This is a genomic window from Aquitalea aquatilis (assembly GCF_005155025.1).
GTDB lineage: Bacteria > Pseudomonadota > Gammaproteobacteria > Burkholderiales > Chromobacteriaceae > Aquitalea > Aquitalea aquatilis.
Genome location: NZ_CP039731.1, coordinates 470,389 through 489,878, shown reverse-complemented (window position 1 = coordinate 489,878; position 19,490 = coordinate 470,389). Strand labels below are relative to the sequence as shown.

Below are 19,490 nucleotides of genomic sequence, written 5' to 3'. Positions count from 1 at the left end.
GTTGGCTTAGAGGGTCTTAGTGCTTGGCCGGTACGGCTTCCACCTCGGGCAGCACTTCACCGTTCAGCACACGCTGCATGCGCTCGGTATCCAGTGCTTTTTCCCACTTGGCCACTACCACAGTGGCCACGCCGTTGCCGATCAGGTTGGTGATGGCGCGGGCTTCGGACATGAAGCGGTCCACGCCGATCAGCAGTGCCAGGCCTTCCACCGGCAGCTTGCCGCCCAGGGTGGCCAGGGTGGCGGCCAGGGTGATGAAGCCGCCGCCGGTTACTGCCGCCGCGCCCTTGGAGGTGAGCAGCAATACGCCGATGATGCCCAGCTCTTCACCCAGGCTCAGCTGCACATTGGTGGCCTGGGCAATGAAGATGGCGGCCATGGTCAGGTAGATGGAAGTACCGTCCAGGTTGAAGGAATAGCCGGTGGGAATCACCATGCCCACTACCGGTTTGGCGCAGCCCAGGTGTTCCATCTTCTTCATCATGCCCGGCAGGGCGGATTCGGAAGACGAAGTACCCAGCACCAGCACGATTTCTTCCTTGATGAAGGCGAGGAATTTGAAAATGCTGAAGCCGTTGAAGCGGGCAATGGCACCCAGCACGATGAAGACGAAGGCAAAGCAGGTCAGGTAGACACAGGCCATCAAAAAGCCCAGCTGCTTGAGCGAGCCCACGCCATACTTGCCGATGGTAAAGGCCATGGCACCAAAAGCACCGATAGGGGCCAGCTTCATCAGCATGTTGATCACGCCGAACAGGGCGTGGGAAAACTCGTCCAGCATGGCAATCACGGTTTTGCCGCTGCTGCCCATGCGGGTCAGCGCCAGGCCCAGCAATACCGAGAACAGCAGCACCTGCAGGATTTCACCAGTCGCAAATGCGCCCACCACGGTATCCGGGATGATGTGCAGCATGAAGTCCACGGTGTTCATGTCCTTGGCACCAGCGGCAAACTTGGCTACCGATTTGGCGTCCAGCGTGTGCGGGTCCACGTTCAGGCCGGCACCCGGCTGCAGCAGGTTCACCACCACCAGGCCGATCACCAGCGCCAGCGTGGTGACCACTTCAAAGTACAGCAGTGCCTTGATGCCGACACGGCCCACTTCCTTCATGTCGCCCATCTTGGCAATCCCCACCACCACGGTAGAGAAAATGATGGGCGCAATCATCATCTTGATCAGCTTGATGAAGGCGTCGCCCAGCGGTTTCATCTTGGCGGCGGCCTCCGGATAGAAGGCACCCATCAAGACGCCGATGGTAATGGCAACCAACACCTGAAAGTACAGGCGTGAGTAAAGCGGTGTTCTGGCTTGCATGTCTGGTCTCTTGTTCGCAGATAGTCGGATATCGAGCATTGTGTCGGACTCTATGGGGTCCTGTTATAGGTCGAATCCTAGCAAGCGATTGGTTATAGGCTAATTGCTGATATCCCTAAGCTGGTGTGCCAGGAGCGGCTAACAACATAGCATCGCGTCCCTGATACAAGGCCCACCGACGCAGACAGCACAAGGGTAGGGCTAGGAGGTTGCAACGCAGCAGCAGGGTTTTTGCTGGCTGTTCTAAGTGAGCGGCAGATTCCGGCCGGGTGCAGCACTACTTGGCAGTTGCGGTTGTTCGCTACGGATATTTATTGCTGTTATTCTCAATTGTTTATTCAAATGGCAAGATGAACACCCCAGCGTCCAGTATTCATCCAGGCGATGAACTGGCGATGTTCACCGGGCCGTGGCCGACGAGTGTGCTTTACATGCCGCAGCGTGCGCCACTGCAGGTGAGCCAGATGTGTTGTCAAAAAAAAGGAAAATTTCATGAGTCAGGCAGCATGCATTCCTGCGGATGTACGTGAACGTATCCAGAGCCTTGCTTCTCTGCTGTACCAGCAAAACGACCAGCAATGCTTTCCGCTACTGGATGAAGTCAGCAGGCTGGCAGGGGTGGATATGAATGTTACCAGCCAGGTGTTCATGGAATGGCGGATGAGCCAGCGCGCCCATATGGCCCCGCTGCCGCAGGATCTGCCTGCCGAATTCAAGGAGATTGCCGGGCTTGTCCTCGACCGCACCTGGCAACAGGCGCGACAGTTGGCCAATCAGTATCTGCAGTCGGCACAGGCAGCCTGGGAGAATGACCGGCAAGAATGGCTGGCCGAGCAACACGATCTGGCCTTGTTATGTGAGCAACAGGCACAGGAGCTGGATGCGCTGCGGCAGCATTTGAGCAAGGTGCTGGGGCTCAATGCACAGCAACAGCAGCCCAACGTGAGTCCGCTTACGGGGGGCGTGCGCGACGTGCTGCAGGATGAGCGGGTACTGCAGCTGCAGCAACAGCTGGATGACGCGCGCCAAGGTTGGGCGGAGGCTGAGCAGGCTTTGCACCAGATGCGCGAGCAAGCGCAGAGCGCTGCAACGCCGCTCCCGCTGCTAGCGTTGCAGGATGAGCGGGTGCCGGCATTGCAACAGGAAGTGGATGCCTTGCGCAGCCGACTGACGCAGTCGGAGCAAGAGGCCGCTCAGGCGCAACAGCTGCACCGGCAAGCCCAGGAAACAGTGGACGAGCTGCAGCACAAGCTGGAGCAAATGCAGGAAGAGCTGCGCACGCTGCGTTCGGACAAGGAAAGCGCCTATCGTGCGGTGGCTAATTTGCGCCAGCAACTGCAGCAACTCAAGCAGATACAGCTGGCGACACCGGAAGAGCAGGCGGAGCGTCTGGAGCGCCTGAAAACGGTGGCCTTCAGTCCCAGCCTGCCCGGCCAGCTGTCGTCTGCCGATGCGGAGCAGGCGGATCAAATATGGAAGGCCCGCTAGCCGCTCAGGCTCAGTGGAACTGGCGGATATAGGAAGCGACGCCGCTGAGCAGCATCTCAATGGAAATGGCCGTCAGCACCAGGCCCATCAACCGTTCCAGCGCGGTAATCGCTTGCTCGCCCAGCAGTTTTTGCAGCCGCCCGGAAAACAGGAACACCACGGTAGTAACCAGCATGCAGATGGTGAGTGCGCCTATCCACTCCAGCATGCGCGCCGGCTCGCGGGTGGACATCAGCAACACCGTGGCCATGGCCGAGGGGCCGGCAATCAGCGGAATGGCAATCGGCACGATGAAGGGCTCGCCATGCATCTTGTCGCTGCCGAACACGCTACCGCCCTCGCTGGGGAAAATCATCTTCAGCGCAATCAGAAACAGGATCACCCCGCCAGCTACCTGCATCGACTGATCAGTCAGGTGCATCACGTCCAGAAAATTGCGGCCAAAGAACATGAAGGTCAGCAAGACCAGAAAAGCGATCAGGCATTCGCGATAGACCACCTTTTTACGCCGTTCCGGTTTGACTTGTTTGAGCGCGCTGATGAACAGCGGGATATTCCCCAGCGGATCGGTAATCAGAATCAGCAAGACCGTGGCGGAAATGAAAGATGTTTGCATGGTGGTGTCGAGGTGTTGGTGGTAGTGGTGTTCTGTCTGTAGTGACAGCTATTTTCTTGATAGTTTGTTTTTGGGAAAAATGCTATTGCAATTAAGTGGTCGTTGGGATAATTGGAATGGGGTGGTGATCGTAATATTTCAAAGTTGCGTTTTTATTAATTTTGAGATGGGTATTCTGCCATTCTATTTTTGGAGTTTGTGCCATGGCCCGTGATATGAATGCGAATTTTTATGTGGCGCTAGGTGTTGGCGCAAATGCCTTGTGGGGAGCGGCTTTTATTGTTCCGTATGCCCTGCATGATTTTCCCTCGGAGTTGATCACCGTTTTTCGTTATGCAATATATGGCATTACTTCGATTGTTATTTTACTGCTATTGGGTTTGGGTAATGTAAAAATCTCCTTGCCCATTTTCATGGCGGGAAATGCAATCTCATTCTGTGGCAATGTGGGCTATTATCTTTTTTTGACCTTGGGTATCAAATATAGTGGCTTCGTCTATCCTGCGCTGATTATTGGATTGTTACCCGTATCTGTTATCCTGCTTGCTGCGTTTCAAGACAAGAGACAGTCGCTGCTCGGTTTGCTGCCTGGTATGGGATTGATTGTTTTTGGAATTATATTGATTAATTATTTGAATGTGAATAATTCATCAGGCCTGTCGCTTGATGGCGACCATGTTCGCGGTATCGGTTTTTCGTTGATTGCTTTGTCGTTGCTTACAATATATTGCATTGCCAATGCCAGCTTTCTTAAGTCGAATATTGGTATTTCTTCATTGCGCTGGGCTGGGTTGTTGGGTATTTGCGCATTATGGCAAAGCATTCTGTTTTCGCTATGTGCTCTGGTATTTGCTGGGTATGATATATCGGTGTTCAAAGCCTATTCTGCCGACAGATTAATCGCCTTCACGCTTGGTGTCGTGTTTTTGGGTGTCTTTGTGTCTTATCTGGCAATGTGGCTGTGGAATGTGTCGTCACGCCATATTTCCAGCATCGTGGCCGGGAGAGTGCTTTGTCTGGAGACCATTTTTGCTCTGGCCTACGGTTATGCGCTTGATGCGCACATGCCTCGCGCATTCGAGCTGCTAGGTATCTGTCTTATTGTGTTTGGCGGGTATCTTGTCCAGTGGCATGCCGAAGCAGCACGCCAGGATGCGTGATCTGGCGCTGTAAAACCGGTTACACGGTAAATACAGGAAGATAAACAAGGCCCGGCAATGCCGGGCCTTGTTTATCACGCATGCCGCAGGGGATTACTCGGCAGCGTTCCCTTCATCGGCAGCGTTATCTGCATCTGCCGCCGGTTTTTCGCGGCGGGCGCTGCCGGCCACCATGGGAATGGCAAACAGGCGGCAGGGCAGCGAGCCGTTGAACAGCGGAGTGCGGCGTTTGACCGACAGGTGAATCATGTCGGACAGGCGCAGGTCGCCGCTGAAGAAGTGGGCGGTCCAGCCGGCAAAATACGCTTTCAGCCAGTCGCCCAGCTGCGGGTATAGCTCGGCCAGCGCGTCCTGCTCATCCATGCGCACGCCATAGGGCGGGTTGGTGACGATAAAGCCGCTGTCGGCAAACGGGCGTGCTTCCAGAATGTCCTGTGCCTGCAGTTCGATGGCATCGACCAGGCCGGCGCGTTGCAGGTTGGCACGGGCAATGGGTAGCATGTTGCGGGCGCGGTCGCTGCCCTTGATGGCCAGATCGCGCACCGGCAGCTCGGCCGCGCGGGCTTCGCTCAGCAGGGCTTCCCAGGACAGGGCATCGAATTCGCGCAGGCGCTGGAAGCCGAAGCGGCGTTTGCGGCCCGGCGCACGCTTGAGGGCGATGTCGGCGGCTTCCACCAGGAAGGTGCCGCTGCCACACATCGGGTCCAGCAAGGGCTGGCTGCCATCGTAACCGGCAATCAGCAAGATGCCGGCGGCCAGGTTTTCCCGCAGCGGTGCTTCGCCGGTTTCCTCGCGCCAGCCGCGCTTGAACAGCGGCTCGCCGCTGGTGTCCAGATAGATGGTGGCATGGTCGCGGGTAAGGAAGGTGTGGATGCGCATGTCAGGTTCGCGGGTGTCCACATTGGGACGGCCGGCATTGGCCTGACGGAAGCGGTCGCACACGGCATCTTTCACCTTGAGCGAAACAAAATCCAGGCTGCGCAATTGTGCGCCGATGGCGTCGGTTTTCACCTTGATGCTGCGCGATACGTCGAACCAGCGCGGCCAGTCGATCTGCATGGCCAGCTGGTAGATGTCGCTTTCCTGCTGGTAGCCGCCTTCGGCCAGTTTCAGCAGTACGCGGCTGGCGGTACGGCTGTGCAGGTTGGCCTTCATCATGATGTCGGCGTCGCCATTGAATGCTACGCCGCCGTCTACCTTGCTGACATTGCTGGCGCCCAGCGCATTGAGCTCGGCGACCAGGGTCATTTCCAGGCCGCGCGGGCAGGGCGAGAACAAGGCCAGCTGATTGTGACGCAGGCCGGACAGAGCGTAGACCGACTGCTCTGCGGGCTTGCCGCTCCAGGCCGGTTTGGCGCTGTCGCCATGCTGGCGGCTGTCGTGCTGGCGCGGTGCGCGCGGGTCGCGCTCCATGCGGCGATTATTGTCGAATGGCTTCAGGCTGCTCGGTCGATCACTCCAGCTGCCACGTTCGTCGCGTGCATCACGGCGCGGGGCCTGCTCGCGGCTGTCTTCACGGCGGAAGCTGTTGTCACGCGGGCTGTCGGATGGCTTGCTGAACAGTTTGCGCTGGCTGCCTTCGGCACGCGGCTTGTCTTCGCGTTCGAAGCGGCGCGGTGCGGCGGCTGGTGCGGTGTCATCACGACGGAAGCGGTTTTCCCGCTCGGCGCTCGGTGCCGGCAGGATTTCCGGGTCGTAGTAGCTGGCGGCATCATTGCGCTCGCTCGGGCGCGCGGCCTGTTCGAGCGGGCTGTCCTGGTGCTGTGCGGCCGGTTTGGAGAACAGCTTGCGCGGTGCCTGTTCCTGCGGGGCCGCATCGTCGCTGCGGAAACGGTTTTCCCGCTCGACGGGTGCCTTGTCGTAGCTGCGCGGACTGTGTTGCTCTGCGCGTTCAAAACGGCGCGGGGCTTCTTCACGGCGGAAGCTGTCATCACGTGCGGCTGGCTGCGGATTGCGCTCGGCCGGTTTGGAAAACAGCTTGCGTGGGCCTTGCTCTACCGCTGCCGGAATAGTCGGCGTGGTCGCTGCAGGCACATCGCGTTCCACATGACGCGGTGCATGGGGCTTGTGTTCGATCTGGCGATCCGGCTGGCTGTTCAGCGGTTTGCGGCCGGACGGGCCGCGATCACGCTGATAGCTGCGCTCGCCTTCCGGGCGGCGCGATTCGTGCAGATCGCCACGGCTGTCGGTCGGGTGCAGGCTGCGCGGTGCCGAAGCATCGCGTTCACGCGGTGGATAGGGCTTGCGCTCTCGGTCGTCACGGTTGTACGGCTTGCGTTCGCCATCACGCGGTTCGAAGCGCTTTTCACCGTCACGCGGCGGGTAGGGCTTGCGCTCACGGTCATCACGGTTGAACGGCTTGCGTTCACCATCGCGCGGTTCAAAACGCTTTTCTCCATCACGCGGCGGATAGGGCTTGCGCTCGCGGTCATCGCAGTTGTACGGCTTGCGTTCGCCATCGCGCGGTTCGAAGCGCTTTTCGCCGTCACGCGGCGGGTAGGGCTTGCGCTCACGGTCGTCACGGTTGTACGGCTTGCGTTCGCCATCGCGCGGTTCAAAACGCTTTTCGCCGTCACGCGGCGGGTAGGGCTTGCGCTCACGGTCATCGCGGTTGAACGGCTTGCGTTCGCCATCACGCGGTTCGAAACGCTTTTCGCCGTCACGCGGCGGGTAGGGTTTGCGCTCACGGTCGTCGCGGCTGTACGGCTTGCGTTCGCCATCACGCGGTTCGAAACGCTTTTCGCCGTCACGCGGCGGGTAGGGCTTGCGCTCGCGGTCGTCGCGGTTGTATGGCTTGCGGTCACCATCGCGTTGCTGGAACTGGCGTTCGCCCTGGCGTGGCGGCTGGCCGCCGGCCGGACGGCGCGCAGAATAAGGATCGCGCGGGCCGTCGGCAGATGGCGCTTTTTTCTGGATGATGGGCCCCTTGGCCGCGCCGTCGGCTGATGCTGCGGCGTTGCCAGCGGCAGGCTGAGCGGAGTTGGTTTCGCTGCTGCTGATATCGCGGCGCAGACTGGCGCGCTGGCGTGAACGGAAAGTGGCCATGGGTACATCCTTAATAAGCAATCTTTCATTTTACCTTATTTGCCGCGACACTGCTTGGTGCCTCCTCGCCTTTGAGGTAGCATGTCCGGTTCCCTTTTGCATAAACGCGGGTCCGCATGTTGCAGGATTCATTTGCCACCCGCCTGGTGGCCTGGCAGAAACAGCATGGCCGTCACGATCTGCCCTGGCAGGTGAGCGACCCCTATCGGGTGTGGCTGTCGGAAATCATGTTGCAGCAGACGCAGGTCACGGCGGTGCTGGAGTACTACGCTCGCTTTCTGCAGCGCTTCCCCGATGTGGCGTCGCTGGCGGCCGCTTCGGTGGACGAGGTGCTGGCCTTGTGGAGCGGGCTTGGCTATTACAGCCGGGCGCGCAATTTGCATAAGGCGGCCGTGATGGTGATGGATGAATTTGGCGGCCATTTTCCGGCGCAGCGCGAGGCCTTGCAGCACCTGCCAGGTGTGGGGCGCTCCACCGCCGCAGCCATTGCGTCCTTCGCTTTCGGTCAGCGCGAAACCATTCTGGACGGCAATGTCAAAAGAGTGCTTGCGCGCTGCTTCGGCATTGCCGGTTTCCCCGGCGAAAAAGCGGTTGAAAAGCAGCTGTGGGCCTTGGCCGAATCCCTGCTGCCTGCCGACAGCGACCAGATGACAGCCTATACCCAGGGCCTGATGGACCTGGGCGCCACCGTATGCGGCCGCAAGCCGGCCTGTACGGTTTGCCCGATGGTGGATGGCTGTGTGGCTGCCCGCCAGGGCCGCACCCACGAGCTGCCGACGCCGCGCCCGAAAAAGGCGGTGCCCACCCGCCACACCGTCATGTTGCTGGCGCAGCATGGAGACCGTATCTGGCTGGAGCGGCGGCCGCCTTCCGGCATCTGGGGCGGGCTGTTGTCGCTGCCGGAGTTTGCCGACAGCATGGCGCTGGAGGCCTGGTTTGCCCAGCAGGGCAGTGGTGATGTGCTGCCCTCCTGGCCCGAGCTGGAGCATGTATTTACCCATTACCGCTTGATCATTACCCCGGTGCCGGCGCGGCTGGATACGCTGGCTGCCACCGGAGTGCAGGAATCCGCCGGACAGTGGATACCCTTGCAGCAGGCGCTGGAGGCGGGCTTGCCCGCACCGGTGAAGCGACTGTTGCAACGTCTGCTGGCCTGACCGACGGAAGTTGGCATCCATTTTTTGTGCAGCATTGCTGCCCAGGTGTGAAATATGGTTTCCGTAGTACGTTCGATGGCCGATACCCTGGCCGATGCTGCCGACCCGACGCGGTGGCTGGAACTGTTGTCCGCCAGCCTGCCCGAGGCTGAGTCCGCCCTGTTGAGCCGCGCCTTCGCGGCCGCCCGCGAGCTCTACCGTGGCAAGGCGCTGGCCAGTACCGGTGAAGACCTGTTCAGCCATGCCGTATCCGCCGCAGCCATTGTGGCGGACCTCAATCTGCTGACCGATGCCATCGTCGCCACCCTGCTGTTTGCCGTGCCGGACCAGCGCGCTGAATGGCAGGAATGGATGACGGAAAACTTCGGCCAGACCGTGACCGTGCTGGTGGATGGCGTGGGCGGCGTGCGTCGCATTACCGAACTGGCGCGCATCGACAAGCTGGAAACCCCGGAAGAGCGCGCCCGCCAGGCGGAAACCATGCGCAAGATGCTGCTGGCCATGGTGGCGGATATTCGCGTAGTGCTGATCAAGCTGGCCTGGCGCACCCAGACCATGCACTACCTGCCCCATGTGCATGACGAGGCAGTACGGCGCGCCATCGCTACCGAAACACTCGACCTGTTTGCCCCACTGGCCAACCGCCTGGGGGTGTGGCAGATCAAGTGGGAACTGGAAGACCTGGGCTTTCGCCATACCGAGCCCGACAGCTACAAGAAAATCGCCAAGCTGCTGGACGAGCGCCGGCTGGAGCGTATCGACTATATCGGCCGCGTGCTGGATACCCTGCGTGGCGAGCTGAAAGCGGCTGGAGTCAAGGCCGAGGTGGCGGGGCGGCCCAAGCATATCTTCTCTATCTGGAAAAAGATGAAGAAGAAAAAGCTCGACTTTTCCGAGCTGTACGACATCCGTGCCGTGCGCATCCTGGTGGACAAGCTGCCGGACTGCTATACCGCGCTGGGCATCATCCACGGCATGTGGCAGCCCATTCCCGGCGAGTTCGACGACTACATCTCCCACCCCAAGGCCAATAATTACCGCAGCCTGCACACCGCGGTGATCGGCCCGGAAGACAAGGCGCTGGAAGTGCAGATCCGCACCTTCGAAATGCACGAACATGCCGAGTTCGGCGTGGCCGCGCACTGGCGCTACAAGGAAGGCGGCAAGGGCGATGCGCAGTACGAGGAAAAAATCTCCTGGCTGCGCCAACTGCTGGACTGGCGCGAGGAAATGTCGGACCGCGAAGGGCTGGCCGAAGCCTTCAAGACCGAGCTGTTCTCCGACACCATTTATGTGCTGACCCCGCAAGGCCGGGTGCTGGCGCTGCCGCACGGTGCCACTCCCATCGATTTCGCCTATGCCATTCACTCCGGCCTGGGCAACCGCTGCCGTGGTGCCAAGGTGGAAGGGCAGATCGTGCCCCTGTCCACACCCTTGCAAAACGGCCAGCGAGTGGAAGTCCTCACGGCCAAGGAAGGCGGGCCGTCGGTCAACTGGCTGCACGACGGCTGGGTCAAGAGCCACCGTGCCATTTCCAAGATCCGCCAGTACATCCGCATGCAGAATGCCGATACCGTGCGCGAAACCGGCAAGCAATTGTTCGAGCGCGAACTGGCGCGCCATCCGCATCTCCAGCCCAATCTGGGCGCGCTGGCGGAGAAACTGGGCTATGCCAAGATGGACGAGCTGTACGGTGCCATGGGGCATGGCGAGCTTACCGTGCGCTCCGTGGCCAATGCCATTCTCAGCTTTGCCCCGCCGCCGCCGGCCGATGTGGAGCCGGAAAGCATCATCCGCGCCAGTCGGGGCGGCCATGACGCAGGCGGCATCCTGATCGAAGGGGTGGACAACCTGATGACGGTGCTGGCCAAGTGCTGCAAGCCGGCACCGCCGGATGCCGTGGTTGGCTTTGTCACCAAGGGCCGGGGCATCTCCATTCACCGCACCAACTGCCTCACGCTCAAGCGCCTGTCGGCCGATGTGCCGGAACGGCTGATTTCAGCGGGGTGGGGCGAGCAGAAAAGCAGCGTGTTCCCGATTGATATCGAAGTGGTATCGCTGGATCGCGGTGGTCTGCTGCGCGACATTTCCGATGTGCTGTCACGGGAAAAGCTCAACCTGATTGCCGTGCACACCCTGTCGCGCGATATGCGCGCCAAAATGCGCTTTACCGTGGAAGTACGCCAGGTACAGGACATCAGCCGGGTACTGGCGCGCATGATGGAGCTGCCCGGCGTCACCGACGCGCGGCGCGTGTAAGGGCTGGCCATGAGTGAGCCGTTTTGCGGAGCCAAGGCGGCGCTGTTTTATCAGGACAGCCTGCTGGTGTATCTGCGTGACGACAAACCCGGCCTGCCGTTTGCCGCCTGTTGGGATTTCCCCGGTGGCGGCCGCGAAGGGCAGGAAAGTCCGTTTGCCTGTCTGCAGCGTGAAACCGCAGAAGAATTCGGCATCCTGCTACAGCCGGAGCAACTGCTCTGGCAGCGTAGCTACCCCAGCTGGCACCAGTCCGGTGTCGTCAGCTTTTTCATGGTGGGCCAGCTCCGTGCGGAGCAGGTCGCGGCCATCCGCTTTGGTGACGAAGGCCAGTGTTGGCGCTGGATGACGCCTGCCGAGTACCTTGGCCACCGCGCCGCCGTCCCCTATCTGCAGCAACGTCTGCAACACTATCTGCAGCACATGGGCGACTAGGCGTGGTTGTTCTCTGCTGCGTGACTGATCATTGAGCCCATTGTCCGGGCTGGGCACTTCCTGTTATTCCTGATTGCTTTCAGCTAAAGATATTTCCATAATCTGTCCCTTGAATCTGCGGGCATGGCCGCTGGCCATTGCCTGGCATGCAGATGACAACCCAGCAGGAATCCCATGTCAGAACTCATTACTGCCGCGCGTCGCGCCCTGTCCATGATGGACCTTACCACCCTGAACGATGACGATACCGATGCCAAGGTGATCGCCCTGTGCCAGCAGGCTCGCAGCAGTGCCGGTACTGTGGCGGCGCTGTGCGTGTTTCCGCGCTTTGTCGCGCTGACGCGTCGCACGCTGGATGAGCTGGGCCTGTCGCAGGTCAAAGTGGCCACGGTGACCAACTTTCCCGCCGGCGGCGCTGATATCGCGGCCGCCGTTGCCGAAACTGAAGCCGCCATTGCTGCCGGGGCCGATGAAGTGGACGTGGTGTTTCCCTACCGTGCCCTGATGGCCGGCAATGCCGCAGTCGGGGCCGAGCTGGTGGCAGCCTGCAAGGACGCCTGTGGTGACAAAGTGCTGAAAGTCATCATCGAAAGCGGCGTGCTGCACGAATCGGCACTGATCCGTCAGGCCAGCCTGATCGCCATCGAAGCCGGGGCCGACTTCATCAAGACCTCCACCGGCAAAGTGGCCGTCAATGCCACACTGGAAGCCGCCGGCATCATGCTGGCAGCCATCCGCGCCACTGGCGGCCATTGTGGCTTCAAGGCGGCGGGTGGCGTGCGCAGTGCCGCCGATGCAGCTGAATACATCGACCTGGCCGAACACCTGCTGGGCGAGTCGTGGGTGACGGCAGAGCACTTCCGTTTTGGTGCGTCCAGCCTGCTGGCCAGCTTGCAGGCGGAAATCGCCGGTATGCGCAGCGCGCCTGCCAGCGGCTATTGAAGCAAGCGGCAGGGCTAGCGGCATATCGCTTGCCATACCAGGGCCGAAGCCTGTCTTCGGCCATCATTTTTTGCGGCCGCTGCCGCAGATGCAGCAGCGTCGCCGCAGGAGAACAGCATGTTTTTGCCACAAGAAGTCATTCGCAGGAAACGCGATGGCCAGACGCTGTCGGCCGAGGAAATTCAGCAGTTTGTGGCTGGCATTACCGATGACAGCGTGGCCGACAGCCAAATAGCCGCCTTGGCCATGGCCGTGTATTTCCGCGGCATGGAGCTGGAAGAAAACGTCGCGCTGGCACTGGCCATGCGCGACTCGGGCCGCTGCCTGCACTGGGCCGACCTGAACTTGCCCGGCCCGGTGCTGGACAAGCATTCCACCGGCGGTGTCGGCGACGTGGTGTCGTTGATGCTGGGCCCGCTGATTGCCGCCTGTGGCGGTTTTGTGCCGATGATTTCCGGCCGCGGCCTGGGCCATACCGGCGGCACGCTGGACAAGCTGTCGGCCATTCCAGGCTACAACCCCTTTCCCACACCAGAGCGTCTGCGTCAGGTGGTGCGTGAGGTCGGCGTGGCCATCATCGGCCAGACCGGCGATCTGGCCCCGGCCGACCGCCGTTTCTATGCCACGCGCGACATCACCGCCACGGTGGAATCCATCGCGCTGATTACCGCCTCCATCCTGTCGAAAAAGCTGGCCGCCGGGCTGGATGTGCTGGTGATGGACGTCAAGGCCGGTAGCGGCGCTTTCATGCCCAGCATGGAAGCCTCCATCGCGCTGGCCGAACGCATCGTGCAGGTGGGCAATGGCGCGGGAGTGCGCACCAGTGCACTGATTACCGACATGAGTCAGCCGCTGGCCTCAGCGGCAGGTAACAGTCTGGAAACCGCCGAGGCGGTAGGCTATCTGAAGGGCGAGCAGCGTAATCCGCGGCTGCACGCCATCACCATGGCCTTGTGCAGTGAAATGCTGTTGGCCGGTGGGCTGGCCACCAGCGAAGATGATGCGCGCCAGCGACTGGAGCAGGCGCTGGACTCTGGCCGCGCTGCAGAGATCTTTGCGCGCATGGTGGCCGAGTTGGGTGGGCCGGCAGATTTTGTCGAGCACCATCAGCGTTATCTGCCGGCAGCACCGGTGCTGCGCCCGGTCTATGCTGAGCGCAGCGGCTTTGTCGCCGCCATGGACACCCGGGCCCTGGGCATGGCGGTGTGTGCGCTGGGTGGCGGCCGCCGCCTGGCCAGCGACCAGTTGGACTACCGGGTCGGCCTGACGCAGTTTGTCGAACTGGGGCAGTGGGTGGCCGCCGATCAGCCCTTGTTGTTGATTCATGCTGCTGATGAGCGCGGAGCCGACGAAGCCGCCCGCCGCATCAGCAGTGCCATTAGCCTGAGCGAGGCAGCACCAGCGGCCTTGCCGCTGGTCTATCAGACCATCCACCGCCGCTGAGCGCAGGAGACCACATCATGCAACGCGCCATCATCCTGATACTTGATTCACTCGGCATCGGTGCTGCTGCCGATGCACCGCAATTCGGCGATGCCGGCAGCAATACCCTGGGCCATATCGCCATGGAAGCTGCTGCTGGCCGTGCCGACAAGGGCCGCAGCGGCCCGCTGTGCCTGCCCAACCTGTCGAAAATGGGGCTGGGCCATGCCTGTCAGCTGTCCTCTGGCTATTTCCCTGCCGGCATGGAGCAGGCCGCACCTGTTGCCGCTTATGGCTATGCCCGCGAACTGTCCAGCGGCAAGGATACGCCGTCCGGTCACTGGGAGATCGCCGGGGTGCCGGTGCTGTTCGACTGGGGCTATTTCCACGACAAGGACAACAGCTTCCCGCAGGCCCTGCTGGACGACATCGTGGCCAAGGCCGGCCTGCCGGGCTATCTGGGCAATTGCCACGCCTCCGGCACGGAAATTCTCGATCGTCTGGGTGAAGAACACATGCGCAGCGGCAAGCCTATCTTCTATACCTCGGCCGATTCGGTATTCCAGATCGCCTGCCACGAAGAAAGCTTTGGCCTGGAGCGGCTCTATCAGCTGTGCCGGATTACGCGGGAAGCACTGGAGCCCTACAATATCGGCCGGGTGATTGCGCGGCCGTTTCTGGGGGAAGGGCGCGGCCAGTTTGCCCGCACCGGCAACCGCAAGGACCTGGCTGTGCCGCCGCCAGCCGCCACCGTGCTGCAAAAGCTGGCCGATGCTGGCGGCCAGGTGGTGTCCATCGGCAAGATTGCTGACATCTACGCCCATGTAGGCATCACCGAACAGCACAAGGCTACCGGCTTCGACCAGATCTGGGATGCCACGCTGGCCGCCATGCGTGACACGCAGGAGCGCGCCATCATCATGGCCAACTTCGTCGATTTTGATTCCAGCTACGGCCATCGTCGCGATGTGGCCGGCTACGCCGCTGCACTGGAGCAGTTCGACCACCGTCTGCCGGAGGTCATGGCCGCCTTGCAACCGGGCGATATCCTGATCCTGTCGGCCGACCACGGCTGCGACCCTACCTGGCCCGGCTCGGATCACACCCGCGAGCATATCCCGGTGTTGTGCTACGGCCATGGCGTCAAGCCCGGCTCCATCGGCGAGCGTGGCAGCTTTGCCGATATCGGTCAGAGCGTGGCTGCGCATCTGGGCCTGCCCGCCATGGACTACGGCACCTCATTTCTGAACTGAACCTATCCCATAAGGAAAACCATCATGACCACACCGCATATCAACGCCCAGCCGGGTGATTTCGCCGAAACCGTGCTGATGCCGGGCGACCCGCTGCGCGCCAAGATGATTGCCGAAACCTTTCTGCAGGACGTCCGCGAGGTCACCAGCGTGCGCAATATGCTGGGCTATACCGGCAGCTACCAGGGCAAGCGGCTGTCGGTCATGGCGCATGGCATGGGCATTCCCTCCGCCAGCATCTACACCACCGAGCTGATCCAGCACTACGGGGTGAAAAACATCATCCGTATTGGCTCCTGCGGTGCCGTTACCGCCCGTACCCAGCTGCGCGAGCTGTACATCGCCATGGGGGCCAGTACCGACAGCAAGGTCAACCGCATGCGCTTCAACCAGCACGACTTTGCCGCCATCGCCGACTACGAACTGCTGCGCACCGCCATGGACGTGGCTGCCGAGCAGGGGCGCAAGGTCACCGTGGGCAATGTGTTTTCGGCCGATCTGTTCTACGGCGTCGAGCCCAATATGCTGGAGGTGCTGGAAAAAATGAATGTGCAGGTCATCGAGATGGAGCTGGCTGGCATTTATAGTGTGGCGGCCCAGTATGGTGCCCGTGCGCTGGGTATTCTCACCGTTTCCGACATCATCCCCACGGGTGAAGCAGCCAGCGCCGAAGAGCGGCAAACCACCTTCCGCGAGATGATGGAGCTGGCGCTGGCAACGGCGATCCGGCTGTAAAACGGCTGGGACATGCTGCATATTGCAATGCAGCATCAGCACTGGTTTTGCAGTTCATTTTCAGAGAAATATGCACTGAAAAGCAGCTTTTCTGTTGTGCTTCACAAGTGTAAAGCCCGCTTGCAGTGGGCTTTTTCCTTTTGATAACAATGGATTGCCTTGCTGTTGCACAATGCGCAGCATATTTTAGTGCGGTGCACAAAAAAGTCTTGCCAAACCGGGAGACGGTGCAGATAATGAAAGCTGCATCAGGACGTGGCATGCAATGTGTGCGTTTTGGTGTTGTCTCCTCCATCCTCCTTCTTTTAGGTGGAACTTGGCGCAATCAGAATGGATTGCGCCTTTTTTTTTGCTTTATGATCGCTGTCCAGCCCTGGATAGTGGAAAATCGCCCGTTTGCCTGTTTTCGCAACAACTGTGGCAAAAACGAGCGGTTTTTGCCCTGGTTTAGTCCTCGTCATTTTCTTTGTCGCACAATGGTTTGACAGTGGGAAGGGCGCTGCATTAGAATCCGTAACTTTCAAGAATTACGATGGAAGAGTTCCATGAAGACCTTTTCTGCCAAGCCGCATGAGGTTAAGCGCGAGTGGTTCGTGGTCGACGCCGAAGACAAGGTGCTGGGTCGCCTCGCCGCCGAAATCGCTCACCGCCTGCGTGGCAAGCACAAGCCGGAATACACTCCGCACGTTGATACTGGTGACTACATTGTCGTAGTCAACGTTGACAAACTGCGTGTTACTGGTAACAAAGCGCTGGACAAGAAGTACTACCGTCACTCCGGCTATCCTGGTGGTATCTACGAACGCAACTTCACCGAACTGCAAAACCAGTTCCCGGAGCGCGTTCTGGAAAAAGCCGTAAAAGGCATGCTGCCGAAGGGTCCGCTGGGTTACGCCATGATCAAGAAGCTCAAGGTGTACGCTGGTACCGAACATCCGCACACTGCCCAGCAGCCCAAAGTGCTGGAATTTCGTTTTTAAGGCATAGAGAATGAACGGTAAATACTACTACGGCACCGGCCGTCGCAAGAGCTCCGTTGCTCGCGTGTTCATGCAAAAGGGTAGCGGTCAGATCATCGTTAACGGCAAGCCGGTTGACGAATACTTTGCCCGCGAAACCGGTCGCATGGTTATCCGCCAGCCGCTGGTTCTGACCGAAAACCTCGAATCCTTCGACATTAAAGTTAATGTTGTTGGTGGTGGTGAAACCGGCCAGGCAGGTGCGATCCGTCACGGTATCACCCGCGCTCTGATCGACTTCGACACTATCCTGAAACCGGCTCTGTCGGCTGCAGGTTATGTTACCCGCGATGCTCGTGAAGTTGAACGTAAGAAGGTCGGCCTGCGTAAAGCTCGCCGTGCCAAGCAGTTCTCCAAGCGTTAATCGCAAGGTTTACTGTTTTCAGAAAAGCCGCCCTCGGGCGGCTTTTTCTATTTTCACCGTCCCCATCTTCCCGCTTGGGGCTAGTGGCCTCTCCCGTCGGCTGTTCTCCTGTTGCTCTACTCCTGTTTCCCACTGTTTTTCCTGACAGATAAGACCATATTCATATTAATGTCTTTAAAGTGTCATTTAAATTAATTAGTTTACAAAGAAAATGCCGCAGGGTTTAACAGGTTTACCCTTACCGTGTCTCGGTGTAAGGTGGCCGCCTTTTCATGGCCTGGCTGTTGCTGCCGGCCAAGTTGGCAGGGGCCCCATGTTACCTGCCAACAAGTTGATCAACAGGAAAACCAGATGTCTTTGAAACAACGCTTGCTGACCTTTGTCGCCAGCTTGCTGGTGGTCGTGGTAACGGTATTGTCGGTGCTGTCCTATCAGCGCATGCGCACGGAAATCATTGAAGGGGTGCGTCACGAACTGGACGCGGCCATGCTCGGTAATCGCAGTGCACTGGGCAACTGGCTGGCCCAGCGCAAGGATGCGGTGGAGGCAACGGCCAGCTTGCTGGTGAGCACGGGCGATGTGCTGCCGCAATTGCAGCAGGGCAAGACGGCAGGGCGGTTCGACCAGCTGTTTGCCGGCTATGCCGACAAGCGCATGGTTTACCAGCAGGCGGACAAGAAAGCGCCGGACGGTTATGACCCGACAGCGCGCCCCTGGTATAAGCAGGCCGCCGCCGCCGGTGGTGGTATCGTCACCGAGCCGTATGTCTTTGCCAGCACCAAGAAGCTCGGTGTGACCGTGGCTTATCCCTTGCTGCGCAATCAGCAGCTACAGGGCGTGGTGGGCGGGGATATTTCGCTGGAAGGGATCATCAGCCTGGTGCAGGGCATCAGGCTGCGTGGTGACGGCTATGCTTTCCTGGCGACCAGGGGCGGCAGGATTGTGGCGCACCCGGCTGCGGACAGCACGCTCAAACCGGTGGCCGAGGTGATGCCAGGGCTGGATGCTGCCTTGCTGCAGCAGGCGACGGATAGCAGCAAGAGCGAAGAAATCGAGATCGGTGGCCGTGCGGTATTCCTGCAGCTGACACCGGTGCCCGGCTCGGACTGGGTGCTGGGCAGCGTGGTCGACAAGGCTGCCATCCTGGCACCTTTACAGGGCTTGCTGATCACGCTGGTCGTGGCGGGCTTGTTGTGCAGCGTGCTTGCCATTGTGCTGGCCCAACTGGTACTGACCCGGCTGCTGCGTGGTCTGGTGCGTTTGCGTGATGCCTTGCTGGAGATTTCCAGTGGTCATGCCGATCTGACGCATCAGCTGCATGTTGAACAGCAGGATGAGATTGGCCAGACTGCCGAAGCCTTCAACCGTTTTGTCGCCAGCTTGCGGCGCATGTTCATCGATGTGCGCGAACATGCCTTGTCGCTCAATAGCGAGCTGGACAGCCTGAAACAGGTGACGCACACCGTAGGCCAGCAGTCGGAGCGGCAGTCCGAGGTGTCCAGCGCCGCCGCCGCCACCATCGAACAGATTACCGTCAGCATCAATCACATTGCCGACAATGCCAGCATGGCCGAGCAAGTGGCGAGCCAGACTGGTGCCACCTCGCAGCACTCGGCCCAGGCCGTTGGCCAACTGGCGGATGATATTGCCCATATCGCCCAGGAAGTGGGCCGTCTGGGCGGTGCACTGAATGCGCTGGGTGATCGCTCCGGCCAGATGAATACCATCATCGGCGTGATTCGCGATATTGCCGATCAGACCAATCTGCTGGCACTGAATGCCGCCATCGAAGCGGCACGTGCCGGTGAGGCTGGTCGTGGCTTTGCCGTGGTGGCGGATGAGGTGCGCAAGCTGGCCGAGCGCACGGCCAAGGCGACGGTGGAAATCGGCCAGTTGATCGACGCCACCCATGGTGACATCCGTACCGCACTGAACGACATGAGCGAGACGCAGCGCTCTGTTGCTAGCGGCGTCGAGGCTTCGCGCAGCGTGGCACAGGATATGTCGGGCATTCAGGGCCAGATTGCCCAGGTAGTGGGTTCGATTCACGATATTGCCGATTCCACCCGCGAACAGTCGGTGGCCACCACCGAAATGGCACGGGCAGCGGAGCAGGCCAACCGTGCCACCATGGAAACCGATCAGGCGGTACAGGGCGCGATGCAGACCGTCGCCCAGCTGCACCGGTTGTCATCCGATCTGCAAGCCATGGTGGCGCAGTTCCGCTTGTGAGTGCGCCCGGCTGATGTATGCGCCAGAACGATGTTGCATCGCGCAAGGCTA

Annotated in this window: 15 protein-coding genes; 12 read left to right on the top strand and 3 right to left on the bottom strand. The window is 60.2% G+C overall.

The genetic code is table 11. The features are described from left to right. Positions 1-16: 16 nt before the first annotated feature. Positions 17-1,315: a dicarboxylate/amino acid:cation symporter gene (locus tag FAZ30_RS02300; RefSeq protein ID WP_137008566.1), complete on the bottom strand. Its 1,299-nt coding sequence runs from the start codon at positions 1,313-1,315 to the stop codon at positions 17-19. Between the two features lie 492 nt (positions 1,316-1,807). On the opposite strand from FAZ30_RS02300, the gene FAZ30_RS02295 reads away from it, so the two are divergent. Continuing rightward, positions 1,808-2,803, top strand: coding sequence for a DNA-binding protein (locus tag FAZ30_RS02295; RefSeq protein ID WP_137008564.1), 996 nt, complete (start codon positions 1,808-1,810; stop codon positions 2,801-2,803). A gap of 10 nt (positions 2,804-2,813) precedes the next feature. On the opposite strand, the gene FAZ30_RS02290 is transcribed toward FAZ30_RS02295, so the two are convergent. Beyond that, positions 2,814-3,419, bottom strand: coding sequence for a MarC family protein (locus tag FAZ30_RS02290; RefSeq protein ID WP_103526307.1), 606 nt, complete (start codon positions 3,417-3,419; stop codon positions 2,814-2,816). Between the two features lie 203 nt (positions 3,420-3,622). Here FAZ30_RS02290 and FAZ30_RS02285 point away from each other — a divergent pair, with 203 nt between their 5' ends. Continuing rightward, positions 3,623-4,579: a DMT family transporter gene (locus tag FAZ30_RS02285; protein ID WP_124642334.1), complete on the top strand. Its 957-nt coding sequence runs from the start codon at positions 3,623-3,625 to the stop codon at positions 4,577-4,579. A gap of 93 nt (positions 4,580-4,672) precedes the next feature. Here FAZ30_RS02285 and FAZ30_RS20950 read toward each other — a convergent pair whose 3' ends face one another. Then, on the bottom strand, positions 4,673-7,624 hold the full coding sequence (locus tag FAZ30_RS20950; protein ID WP_342773770.1) for a THUMP domain-containing protein: 2,952 nt from the start codon (positions 7,622-7,624) through the stop codon (positions 4,673-4,675). 119 nt (positions 7,625-7,743) lie between these two features. On the opposite strand from FAZ30_RS20950, the gene mutY reads away from it, so the two are divergent. The 10 genes from mutY (at position 7,744) to FAZ30_RS02230 (ending at position 19,439) form a co-directional block, all read left to right on the top strand. Continuing rightward, entirely contained in the window at positions 7,744-8,781 is a 1,038-nt protein-coding gene (gene mutY, locus FAZ30_RS02275; protein WP_124642556.1) for an A/G-specific adenine glycosylase, read from the top strand. A gap of 54 nt (positions 8,782-8,835) precedes the next feature. Beyond that, the gene (locus FAZ30_RS02270) at positions 8,836-11,040 is read left to right on the top strand and encodes a RelA/SpoT family protein (RefSeq protein ID WP_124642336.1); all 2,205 of its coding nucleotides are present in this window, start codon (positions 8,836-8,838) and stop codon (positions 11,038-11,040) included. 9 nt (positions 11,041-11,049) lie between these two features. Then, the gene (locus FAZ30_RS02265) at positions 11,050-11,472 is read left to right on the top strand and encodes an NUDIX hydrolase (RefSeq protein WP_124642338.1); all 423 of its coding nucleotides are present in this window, start codon (positions 11,050-11,052) and stop codon (positions 11,470-11,472) included. A 174-nt stretch (positions 11,473-11,646) separates the two neighbouring features. Beyond that, a complete protein-coding gene (gene deoC / locus FAZ30_RS02260) occupies positions 11,647-12,414 on the top strand; it encodes a deoxyribose-phosphate aldolase (protein WP_124642340.1) in 768 nt (255 codons plus the stop codon). Positions 12,415-12,531: 117 nt separating this feature from the next. Further along, positions 12,532-13,857 (top strand): thymidine phosphorylase, encoded by a 1,326-nt coding sequence (gene deoA, locus FAZ30_RS02255; protein WP_124642342.1) that lies wholly within the window; start codon positions 12,532-12,534, stop codon positions 13,855-13,857. A gap of 17 nt (positions 13,858-13,874) precedes the next feature. After that, positions 13,875-15,089 (top strand): phosphopentomutase, encoded by a 1,215-nt coding sequence (locus tag FAZ30_RS02250; RefSeq protein WP_124642344.1) that lies wholly within the window; start codon positions 13,875-13,877, stop codon positions 15,087-15,089. A 24-nt stretch (positions 15,090-15,113) separates the two neighbouring features. After that, the gene (deoD, locus tag FAZ30_RS02245) at positions 15,114-15,824 is read left to right on the top strand and encodes a purine-nucleoside phosphorylase (protein WP_124642346.1); all 711 of its coding nucleotides are present in this window, start codon (positions 15,114-15,116) and stop codon (positions 15,822-15,824) included. A gap of 545 nt (positions 15,825-16,369) precedes the next feature. Then, a complete protein-coding gene (gene rplM / locus FAZ30_RS02240; protein ID WP_059284599.1) occupies positions 16,370-16,804 on the top strand; it encodes a 50S ribosomal protein L13 in 435 nt (144 codons plus the stop codon). A 10-nt stretch (positions 16,805-16,814) separates the two neighbouring features. Then, a complete protein-coding gene (gene rpsI, locus FAZ30_RS02235) occupies positions 16,815-17,207 on the top strand; it encodes a 30S ribosomal protein S9 (protein WP_103526466.1) in 393 nt (130 codons plus the stop codon). Positions 17,208-17,558: 351 nt separating this feature from the next. Further along, positions 17,559-19,439, top strand: coding sequence for a methyl-accepting chemotaxis protein (locus FAZ30_RS02230; protein WP_168190801.1), 1,881 nt, complete (start codon positions 17,559-17,561; stop codon positions 19,437-19,439). The last annotated feature ends 51 nt before the right edge of the window (positions 19,440-19,490 follow it).

Bases quoted from the DNA above. Each gene is read 5' to 3' on its own strand.
- FAZ30_RS02265 (WP_124642338.1), top strand. From the start codon at position 11,050: ATGAGTGAGCCGTTTTGCGGAGCCAAGGCGGCGCTGTTTTATCAGGAC.
- rpsI (WP_103526466.1), top strand. From the start codon at position 16,815: ATGAACGGTAAATACTACTACGGCACCGGCCGTCGCAAGAGCTCCGTT.
- FAZ30_RS20950 (WP_342773770.1), bottom strand. From the start codon at position 7,624: ATGGCCACTTTCCGTTCACGCCAGCGCGCCAGTCTGCGCCGCGATATC.
- FAZ30_RS02290 (WP_103526307.1), bottom strand. From the start codon at position 3,419: ATGCAAACATCTTTCATTTCCGCCACGGTCTTGCTGATTCTGATTACC.
- FAZ30_RS02270 (WP_124642336.1), top strand. From the start codon at position 8,836: ATGGTTTCCGTAGTACGTTCGATGGCCGATACCCTGGCCGATGCTGCC.
- deoD (WP_124642346.1), top strand. From the start codon at position 15,114: ATGACCACACCGCATATCAACGCCCAGCCGGGTGATTTCGCCGAAACC.
- deoC (WP_124642340.1), top strand. From the start codon at position 11,647: ATGTCAGAACTCATTACTGCCGCGCGTCGCGCCCTGTCCATGATGGAC.
- FAZ30_RS02250 (WP_124642344.1), top strand. From the start codon at position 13,875: ATGCAACGCGCCATCATCCTGATACTTGATTCACTCGGCATCGGTGCT.
- rplM (WP_059284599.1), top strand. From the start codon at position 16,370: ATGAAGACCTTTTCTGCCAAGCCGCATGAGGTTAAGCGCGAGTGGTTC.
- FAZ30_RS02295 (WP_137008564.1), top strand. From the start codon at position 1,808: ATGAGTCAGGCAGCATGCATTCCTGCGGATGTACGTGAACGTATCCAG.
- FAZ30_RS02300 (WP_137008566.1), bottom strand. From the start codon at position 1,315: ATGCAAGCCAGAACACCGCTTTACTCACGCCTGTACTTTCAGGTGTTG.
- FAZ30_RS02230 (WP_168190801.1), top strand. From the start codon at position 17,559: ATGTCTTTGAAACAACGCTTGCTGACCTTTGTCGCCAGCTTGCTGGTG.
- deoA (WP_124642342.1), top strand. From the start codon at position 12,532: ATGTTTTTGCCACAAGAAGTCATTCGCAGGAAACGCGATGGCCAGACG.
- FAZ30_RS02285 (WP_124642334.1), top strand. From the start codon at position 3,623: ATGGCCCGTGATATGAATGCGAATTTTTATGTGGCGCTAGGTGTTGGC.